At 75.2% G+C, this 8,912-nt stretch carries 6 protein-coding genes; 1 reads left to right on the top strand and 5 read right to left on the bottom strand.

All coding sequences use genetic code 11. From position 1 onward, the window contains the following. The first annotated feature begins 1,753 nt into the window (after positions 1-1,753). On the top strand, positions 1,754-2,317 hold the full coding sequence (locus C892_RS0112280; RefSeq protein WP_193374770.1) for an isochorismatase family protein: 564 nt from the start codon (positions 1,754-1,756) through the stop codon (positions 2,315-2,317). A gap of 67 nt (positions 2,318-2,384) precedes the next feature. Here the strand turns inward: C892_RS0112280 and C892_RS0112275 are convergent, their stop codons facing one another. The 5 genes from C892_RS0112275 to C892_RS0112255 all read right to left on the bottom strand — a co-directional run bounded on the left by C892_RS0112275 (position 2,385) and on the right by C892_RS0112255 (position 8,836). After that, positions 2,385-3,674, bottom strand: a complete 1,290-nt coding sequence (locus C892_RS0112275) for a thymidine phosphorylase (RefSeq protein WP_017557447.1) — start codon at positions 3,672-3,674, stop codon at positions 2,385-2,387. Between the two features lie 161 nt (positions 3,675-3,835). Continuing rightward, on the bottom strand, positions 3,836-4,255 hold the full coding sequence (locus tag C892_RS0112270) for a cytidine deaminase (protein WP_017557446.1): 420 nt from the start codon (positions 4,253-4,255) through the stop codon (positions 3,836-3,838). Between the two features lie 23 nt (positions 4,256-4,278). Then, positions 4,279-5,559 carry an ABC transporter permease gene (locus tag C892_RS0112265; RefSeq protein ID WP_017536799.1) on the bottom strand — a complete coding sequence of 427 codons (1,281 nt, stop codon included), beginning with the start codon at positions 5,557-5,559 and terminating at the stop codon, positions 4,279-4,281. Beyond that, positions 5,556-7,049, bottom strand: a complete 1,494-nt coding sequence (locus C892_RS28855; protein WP_017557445.1) for an ABC transporter permease — start codon at positions 7,047-7,049, stop codon at positions 5,556-5,558. Before C892_RS28855 ends, C892_RS0112265 begins: the two co-directional genes overlap by 4 nt. Further along, the gene (locus tag C892_RS0112255; RefSeq protein WP_017557444.1) at positions 7,046-8,836 is read right to left on the bottom strand and encodes an ABC transporter ATP-binding protein; all 1,791 of its coding nucleotides are present in this window, start codon (positions 8,834-8,836) and stop codon (positions 7,046-7,048) included. The genes C892_RS28855 and C892_RS0112255 overlap by 4 nt, the downstream gene beginning before the upstream one ends. Positions 8,837-8,912: the final 76 nt, after the last annotated feature.

Below are 8,912 nucleotides of genomic sequence, written 5' to 3'. Positions count from 1 at the left end.
CGAGCAACAATCCCTCTCGCTGGCCGCTTGACATAGAAGCGTCAACGAGGGTGTCGATACGGGCGGCGGGCAGTGCCCCCGGGGGGGCGGCCGGGGCCCGCAGAGTCCAACCACGCCAGCGGACACGACCCCGGTCGCCGCCCGCCCGGCCCGCACCGAACACCCCTCTGACCTGGTTAAATACACACCGTCATGCGGCGAGGAGAGTGGAAGCGCGCTGATCGACGCCCCACGGCGGCCTCCAGGTGCGATCCCGGCCAGACCAGAACGGGGTTCGGCACTACCGCGTCCACAATGTCCTGAATTGCCCTCCCGCCGGACAGGAGAGAACAAGAGAGCGAGAGCGAGGCGCCCGCCCGCGCCGGACCTGACACCACCACCGACCCGTCTTCGACTACCCGGGGTGACCGAGAGCGGCGCAAACGGGCCAGGAGTACCAACAGAAGGGGCACCGGGGACCGAATCCGGTTCTGGTCTGGCCGGGATCGCACACCCGCCCTTCCCCGGGCGCCGCTCCAGGTGCGCGCGAGACCTACACCCTCCTCCGAGCGGGGTAAACGGGACATTCGGCGAGCTGTGTCCACTGGAAACCGCCCCGGAAGGGCCCGCCTTCCATCGAGAGTGGTGATATTGCCACGCAACTGCACATTGCGTGGCAATATCACCACTCTCGATGCACCGTCGCCGCCTGGTGCGCCCGGTATGCCCGGAACGCGCAAAGGAGGGGGTCCGCCAAACCAGCAGGCCTCCCGGCGCCCGACCAGCGGCCCCGGGGACCGCCGCGCCGTGTCGTTGCTGCCCATCCCCCTGGCACCGCAGGGCCCCGCCACCCGGCAAGCAGGCCGGAGCGGGGCACCGGCTCTCCCGTCGCCGCTACCTCCCTGGACCACACGGAGCCCGGCAGCCGACCGGCGGCCCCAACGATCCGCCCCGCTTCGTCGTCGCCGCCCATCACCGGTACCGCTGGGGCGCCGACGCCCGGCCAAGGAGAGCGAGCGGGGCACCGGCTACGCCCTCGCCGCCTCCCTCAGCGACCATCCGCGCACCCGGCACCCGACAACGCGGCCTGGTGGACCCGCAGCCTCAGTCGTCGCCGCCTTCTCCCCGAACCGCAGGGCCCCGCCACCCGGCAAGCAGTCCGGAGCGGGGCACCGGCTCTCCCGTCGCCGCTGCTGTTCCCGGCACCACGAGAGGCCCGGCGGCCGACAGCCAAGGTCGGGAACCGCCCCGCATCGTCGTCGCCTCCCATCACCGGTCCCCCTGGGGCGCCGACGCCCGGCCAAGGAGAGCGAGCGGGGCACCGGCTACGCCCTCGCCGCGGACTCCAGTGACCGCCCGCACGCCGCGCTCCCGACAGCGCCACCGGACGACGGCACCAGCCCCGTCCTCACCACCCCTCCACCTGGTACTCCGGCGGCCCGGCGCCCGGTCGGCGGCCGGCGGGGTAACCGGCTACCCACCCACCTGCCGCGCCATCGATGGCCGTATCCGCTGGAGCGGTGGAACTCCGGTACCCCAGCGGCCCCGGCACCCCAGCGGCCCCGACCCGCGCCGGTCTCAGGGAGGCCGGTCCTGCACAGACCGGCACAGGGCCCACCTCCCCCGACACCGACGAAAAAGAGACGCCGGACACGGTTGGGGACGGGTAGGAGCGGCACCACCCCCGCGAACCCGCCCTTCGCCGACCGCGTTGAGGCGCCGCCGCGGTCGCCGCCCCCTTCTGGCCGGCACTTCGGCTCTCTAGGGTGGGGGCATGACTCGCGCAGTGCTCGTCATCGACATGCACGAATTCCTCGTCGACGGCCTCTGGCGCGGGGCCGAGCTCGCGCGGCGGGTCGGGGGGATCGTCGGCCGGGCGCACCGGGCCGGGGTCCCGGTGCTCGTCCCCCACCAGGTCGGGCCGCCGGGCGGCCTCTGCGACCCCGACCGGCGCGGACGCGGCGTCAGCCCGCTCATCGGCCTCGAAGAAGGGGACCGGACCGTCCCCAAGCGGGCCACCGACTCCTTCTGGGAGACCGGCCTCGCCGACGCCCTTCGCTCCCTCGGCGCCGACACCCTCGTCGTCACCGGCGCCGCCACCGACTACTGCATCGACGCCACCGTCCGTTCCGCCGCGAGCCACGGCTTCGACGTGGACCTGGTCGCGGACGGCCACGCCCCCATGGCCGCAGGGGACCCCGACTCCGGACTGACCGCCGAACAGGTCATCGCCCACCACAACACCGTCCTCACCCGCGCCGTCCACCCCGGTGGGACGGCGCGCCTGGTCCACGCCGTCGACGCGCTCCGGCCGGGAGGGGCGGCTGCCGAGCGGTGAGGGGCGGGGCACCGGCCGGGCTCTTGCCGCCGCAGGCCGGCGGCTCCCCGGGGCGCCCGCCCCGGGGTCAGCCGAGGGACTCCCCTACCCGGTCGATGATCAGGGGGAGGCGCTTCTCCCCCGCCGGTTCGAGCCGGGCGGCGCCGGTCAGCACCTCGGCCGCGCCGCGGAAGCGGGACGGGTCGTCGGTGTGCAGGGTGAACAGCGGCCGGCCGGCGCGGACCCGCTCGCCGGGCCCGGCGTGCAGCACCACCCCCGCCCCCGGCGACACCCGGTCCTCCTTGCGCGCGCGGCCCGCCCCCAGGCGCCAGGCCGCGACGCCCACGGCGTGCGCGTCCACCGACGCCAGCACACCCGACGCCGGCGCCAGCACCTCCCCGCGCTCGTTGGCCTGAGGCAGCGCCGCGTCCGGGTCACCGCCCTGGGCCCGGACCATGGCCCGCCACGCGTCCATCGCCGTGCCGTCCCGGAGCGCGTCGGCAGGGTCCTTCGCCCCGCCCAGGCCCGCCGCGTCCAGCATCTCGCGCCCCAGCTCCACGGTCAGGCGCACCACGTCCTCGGGCCCGCCCCCGGACAGCACCTCCAGGGCCTCCTCCACCTCCAGGGCGTTGCCCACCGCACGCCCCAGCGGCACGTCCATCGCGGTCAGCAGCGCGCGGGTGCGCACCTTGTTGTCGTTGCCGATGCCGACCATGGTGCGGGCGAGCTCGCGCGCGCTCTCCACGTCCTTCATGAACGCGCCCGCCCCCACCTTGACGTCGAGGACGAGCGCCCCCGTCCCCTCGGCGAGCTTCTTCGACATGATCGAGGCCGCGATCAGCGGGATCGACTCCACGGTGCCGGTGACGTCGCGCAGCGCGTAGAGCCTGCGGTCGGCGGGCGCCAGCCCGGGCCCGGCGGCGCACACCGCGCCGCCGACCTCGCGCAGCTGTCCTCGCAGCTCCTCGGGGCCGAGATCGGCCCGCCACCCGGGTATGGACTCCAGCTTGTCCAGGGTCCCGCCGGTATGTCCGAGCCCGCGCCCGGACAGCTGGGGGACGGCCGCCCCGCACGCCACCACCGCCGGGGTCAGCGGCAGCGTGGTCTTGTCGCCCACGCCGCCGGTGGAGTGCTTGTCGGTGGTGGGCCGGTCCAGCCCGGACAGGTCCAGGCGCTCGCCGGAGGCCAGCACGGCCTCGGTCCAGAAGGCGACCTCGGCGCGGGTCATGCCGCGCCACACGACGGCCATGCACAGGGCCGCCATCTGCTCATCGCTGATCCCGGAGCCGTCGGCGTACCCGGCGATGAGCCACTCGATCTGCTCGCGGGTGAGTTCGGCACCGTCGCGCTTGGCGGTGATGATGTCGATGGCGTCCATCAGGTCCTCCGGTGGGTCGTGCACGGAGCGGCCTCGGCACGGCCGCCGACGGCGGGGAAGGGAAAGCGGGGTTCGCAGCTTAAAGAGCGGGCCGGGCGGGGCGTAAGGCCCGGACGGGCACCCGTGTCGAATCCCCCGCGCAGGCGGTTCCGGTCGGCCCTTCAGGCCGTCCGGTTCAGGTCCTCGGGGCCGAAGGCCCGCGGGAGCAGCCGCCCCAGGGCGGTCGGACCGTCGTCGGTGTCCACCTGCAGGCCGGGCCCTCCATGCTCGTAGAGGAGCTGCCGGCAGCGGCCGCACGGCAGGAGCGGCCGCCCGTCCCCGTCGGCGCACGCCATCGCCAGGAGCGGCCCTCCCCCGGTGGCGTGCAGGGCGGACACCAGGCCGCACTCGGCGCACAGGGTCAGCCCGTACGAGGCGTTCTCCACGTTGCAGCCGGTGACGAGGCGCCCGTCTCCGGCCAGCCCGGCCGCGCCCACGCGCAGGCCGGAGTAGGGGGCGTAGGCCCGCGCCGCGGCATCGCGGGCCGCCGCCCGGAGGGCGCCCCAGTCCGGGGCCGCCGCGGTGAGTCGCTTGTCGTCCATGGACGGACTCCTTCCCGCCCGGGCTACCCGCTCCTCCTGCGCCACTGGCGTCCGATCCCCGCCGGGGGCCGGAGCCGCTGCGAGGCCAGCACCAGGACCAGCAGGGTGGCGATGTAGGGGCTGGCGATGACCACCTCGCGCGGCACCGTGTCGGTGAACCGGTACCAGGCCAGCAGCCCCCCGGCGACCGCGATCGACGCCAGCGCCGTGCCGGGCCGCCGCCGCCACAGCTGCCAGAGCGCCGCCGCGGCCAACGCCCCCGCCAGCAGGAGGAGCAGGGCGTGCACGGCCGGCCCCTGGCCGCGGATCTGCAGCGCGTCGGTGAACCCGAACAGCCCCGCGCCCATCGCCAGCCCGCCCGGCCGCCAGTTGCCGAAGATCATCGCCGCCAGCCCGATGTACCCGCGCCCGCCGGTCTGGCCCTCCTGGTAGACCGAGGAGGCCACCATCGCCAGGAAGACCCCGCCCATCCCGGCCAGGCCGCCGGACACCGTCAGCGCCGCGTACTTGTACCCGTAGACGTTGACGCCCAGCGACTCGGCGGCGTCGGGGTTCTCCCCGCAGGAGCGCAGCCGCAGGCCGAAGCGGGTCCGCCACAGGACCGCGTAGCTCACCGGGAGCAGCGCCAGGGCGATCAGGGTGACCACCGACATCCCGGAGGTCAGCCCGGTGACGATCCCGGCGGCGTCGGCCGCCAGGAACCACCCGGTCTCCCGCACCGGTTGCAGCAGGTCGGCGACGAACGGCAGCCCGACCCTGCCGAAGTCCGGCAGCTGCGGCGACTGGGCCGCACCGCCTCCGGGGGCGTCCATGAAGTACAGCACCGACAGGTAGCGCATCGCGCCCACGGACAGGATGTTGATCGCCACGCCGGAGACGATGTGGTCGACGCCGAAGGTCACCGTGGCCACCGCGTGCACCAGTCCCCCGGCCGCCCCGCCCAGGACCCCGGCCGCGAGCCCCGCCCACGGGTTCCCGGTGGCCCAGGCCGCGTAGGCGCCGAACCAGGTGCCGAAGACCATCATGCCTTCGAGGCCGATGTTGATGATGCCCGCGCGCTCGGCCCACAGCCCGCCCAGGCCGGCGAGGCCGATGGGCACGGCGAAGGCGAGCATGGTCTGCACGGTGCCGACCGAGGTCAGCGCGTCCTGGCCGCTGTACACCCGCACCGCCGACAGGGCCGCGACCACGGCGAGCACCGCGCTCAGCACCCTCCACCGGCGCCACCGGCGCCCCCACGCGCCCCGGACCGCCGCGGGCGCGGCTCCGGGACCGGGCGCCCCGGCGGTCGTCTCCCGGCTCATGAGGCCACCTCCGCCCGGCCCAGCTCCCTGCCGACCTGCTGCTGTTCGTAGCGGCGCCCCCAGCGGTGCACCACCTCGTAGACCACGACCACGGTGAGCACCACCGTGGCCTGGGTGACCACCGCCATCTCCTTGGGGATCCCCCGGAAGTCCAGCACCAGGGAGGCCTGGTCGAGGAAGCTCCAGAACAGCGCGGCCAGTGCGATGCCCACCGGGTGGTTGCGGCCCAGCAGGGCGATGGCGATGCCGATGAACCCGAGCCCGGTGGGGAAGTCCAGGGCGTAGTAGTGGGAGTCGCCGAGCAGCTGCGGCATCCCCACCAGCCCGGCGACCATGCCGGAGATGACCATGGCCGCCAGCACCATCTTCTTCACGTCGACCCCGCTGGCCTGGGCCGCGGTGGCCGACTGGCCGGTGGCGCGCAGGTCGAAGCCGAAGCGGGTGCGCTCCAGCATCCACCAGTAGCCGGCCCCGACCACCGCGGCCAGCAGCACCAGGCCGAACAGGTCGACCCGCGATCCCATGAAGCCCATGGGGACCGAGGGCACCCATCCGGAGGGCGGGATGGGGCTGGTGCCGATGTTGTTGGTGCCGATCTCCACCGCCAGCCGGTCGACGTTGATCAGGTAGGCGGTGATGCCGGTGGCGATGGCGTTGAGCATGATCGTGGAGATCACCTCCGAGACGCCCCGGGCCACCTTGAGGAACCCGGCCAGCCCCGCCCACAGGCCGCCGACCGCCACCGCGGTGGCGATGACCACCGCCTGGTGCAGCACCGGCGGCAGCGCCACCGCGCCGCCGACGGCCGCCGCGGCCATCGCCGCCAGCCGGTACTGCCCGTCGACCCCGATGTTGAACAGCCGCATCCGGAAGCCGATGGCCACCGCGACCGCCGACAGGTACAGGGTGGAGGCGTTGTTGGCGATGTTGACGATGCTGTCGGGCTTGGTGCCGTGGCCGACCATCTCGGCGAAGGCGAACAGCGGGTCGACCCCGGTCGCCACCAGCACGGCGGCGGTGACCAGGACCGCCAGCACCACCGCCACCCCGACCGCGGCCATCGCCAGGGCGAGCATCCGGGTCAGCGTGCGGTGCACCAGGGCCGCCACGGCCCCGCCGGCCAGCCCGCCCAGGGCGTAGGCGACCGGTTCGATCAGCCACAGGTCGGCCACGGCCGCCACGACCAGCCCGGCGGCCGCGCCCAGCAGCGGGGCGAGCGCCAGGACGGCGCCGCGGATCAGCGGCGGCTCACCGCCGCGCGCGGGCGGGGCCAGGGCCCGGGGCAGCACCGGCGCCGCCAGGACCGCGGCGAGGAAGGAGGCCGCGACGGCGACCGCCAGCGCCGCCGCGGCGATCAGGGACAGGTCCAGCAGCCAGGTGGCGGCGGCCGCCGCGACGGCGGGCACCGCGATCGGAGGCGCGGCCCGTGCGGCCGCGCCCCTCCGCGCTCCGACCGGGCCGCCCTCGGTTCCGGTTCCGGTGCCGGTCATCCGCCGCCTCCTCCGCCGCCACCGTCTCCGGCTCCGCCGCCGTCTCCGGACCCGCCGTCACCGGCCCCTCCGCCGACCGCGCCGCCGTCCGAGCCGCGGTCGCGGTCGGGGTGCTCGTCCTCGGCCGCCCGCATCCCGAAGAACCTGACCGGGGACCGGCGGGCACCGGTGCGCCGCTCGCGCCGGCCCGGCCCCGCGGCGTCCGCCTCCGGTGCCTCGTCGGCGATCGGGTGCACCCCGCCCTCGTCGCCGCCCCCGCCCAGGGACACGCCGGTCATGGCCGACCCCAGGCGCTCCGGGGTCACCCGGGCCGGGTCGGCCTCGGCGACGAGCCGTCCCCGCAGGATCACCAGCAGCCGGTCCGACATGCCGATCAGCTCGTCCAGGTCGGCCGAGACCAGCAGGACCGCCAGCCCCTCGGCCCGGGCGCGGCGCAGCTGCTCCCAGACCGCGGCCTGGGCCCCCACGTCGACCCCGCGCGTGGGGTGGGCCGCCAGCAGCAGCACCGGGCCGCCGCTCATCTCCCGACCGACGATGAGCTTCTGCTGGTTGCCGCCGCTCAGCGCGTCGGCCGCGGTGTCCACACCGGGGGTGCGCACGTCGTACTCGCGCACGATCCGCCGGGTGTCCTCGCGCGCGCCCTCGGCGTCGATGAGGAGCCCTTTGGCGCTGGGCGGCCGCGTCTGGTGGCCCAGCACCCGGTTCTCCCACAGGGGCGACTCCAGCAGCAGGCCCTGGCGGTGCCGGTCCTCGGGCACGTACCCCACCCCGGCCTCGCGCACCTGCCGCGTGGAGCGGCCGGTGATGTCGGCGCCCATCAGCTCCACCCGGCCCGCGGCGGCGGGGCGGATCCCCATCACCGCCTCGATCAGCTCCGACTGGCCGTTGCCCTCGACGCCGGCGATGCCCACGATCTCGCCGCGGCGCACCCGCAGCGAGACCCGGTCCAGCGCGGCGCGCCCGTCGGCGGTGCGCACGGTCAGCCCCGCCACCGACAGCGCATCCTCCTCGGCGGCGGCGGTCGCGCGCAGCTCGGGCACGGGCAGCGACCCGCCGACCATCAGTGCCGCCAGCTCCCGAGCGGTGGTGGCCGCCGGGTCCACGGTGTCCACGGTGGTGCCGCGGCGGATGACGGTGACCGTGTCCGCCACCCGCAGCACCTCGTCCAGCTTGTGCGAGATGAAGATGACGGTGAGCCCCTCGCGCTTGAGCTCGCGCAGGTTCTCGAAGAGCTCGTCGACCTCCTGGGGCACCAGCACCGCGGTGGGCTCGTCGAGGATGACGATGCGCGCGCCGCGGTAGAGCACCTTGAGGATCTCCAGCCGCTGGCGGTCGCCCACCCCCAGCTCCTCGGTGAGGGCGTCGGGCCGCACCCCCAGCCCGTACTGGTCGGAGAGCTCGCGCACCCGCCGCCGCGCCCGCGCGCCGATGCCGTGGGAGGACTCGGCGCCCAGCACGGTGTTCTCCAGCACCGTGAGGTTGTCGGCGAGCATGAAGTGCTGGTGCACCATGCCGATGCCGTTGCGGATGGCGTCGGCCGGGGAGTTCAGCGCCACCTGCCGGCCGTGCACCCGCACGGCCCCCTCGTCGGGCCGGTGCAGCCCGTAGAGGGTCTTCATCAGCGTCGACTTCCCGGCGCCGTTCTCGCCCACGATGGCGTGCACGGTTCCGGCCGCCACCGTGATGTCGATGTCGTGGTTGGCCACCACCCCGGGGAACCTCTTGGTGATCCCCCGGAGCTCGACCGCCGGCGGGGGTTGCCCGCCGACCGCCTGCGCCCTGCCCATCTCGCTCCCGTCGGTGCTCGCAGTGGGGTCGAGCGGGCGGCGCGGGGGACGGCCCCCGCCCCGCCCGGTCGCGGGT

The organism is Nocardiopsis baichengensis YIM 90130, assembly GCF_000341205.1.
GTDB lineage: Bacteria > Actinomycetota > Actinomycetes > Streptosporangiales > Streptosporangiaceae > Nocardiopsis_A > Nocardiopsis_A halophila.
The sequence above is the reverse complement of the archived record's forward strand: the minus strand, read 5'-3'. Positions and strand labels throughout refer to the sequence as shown.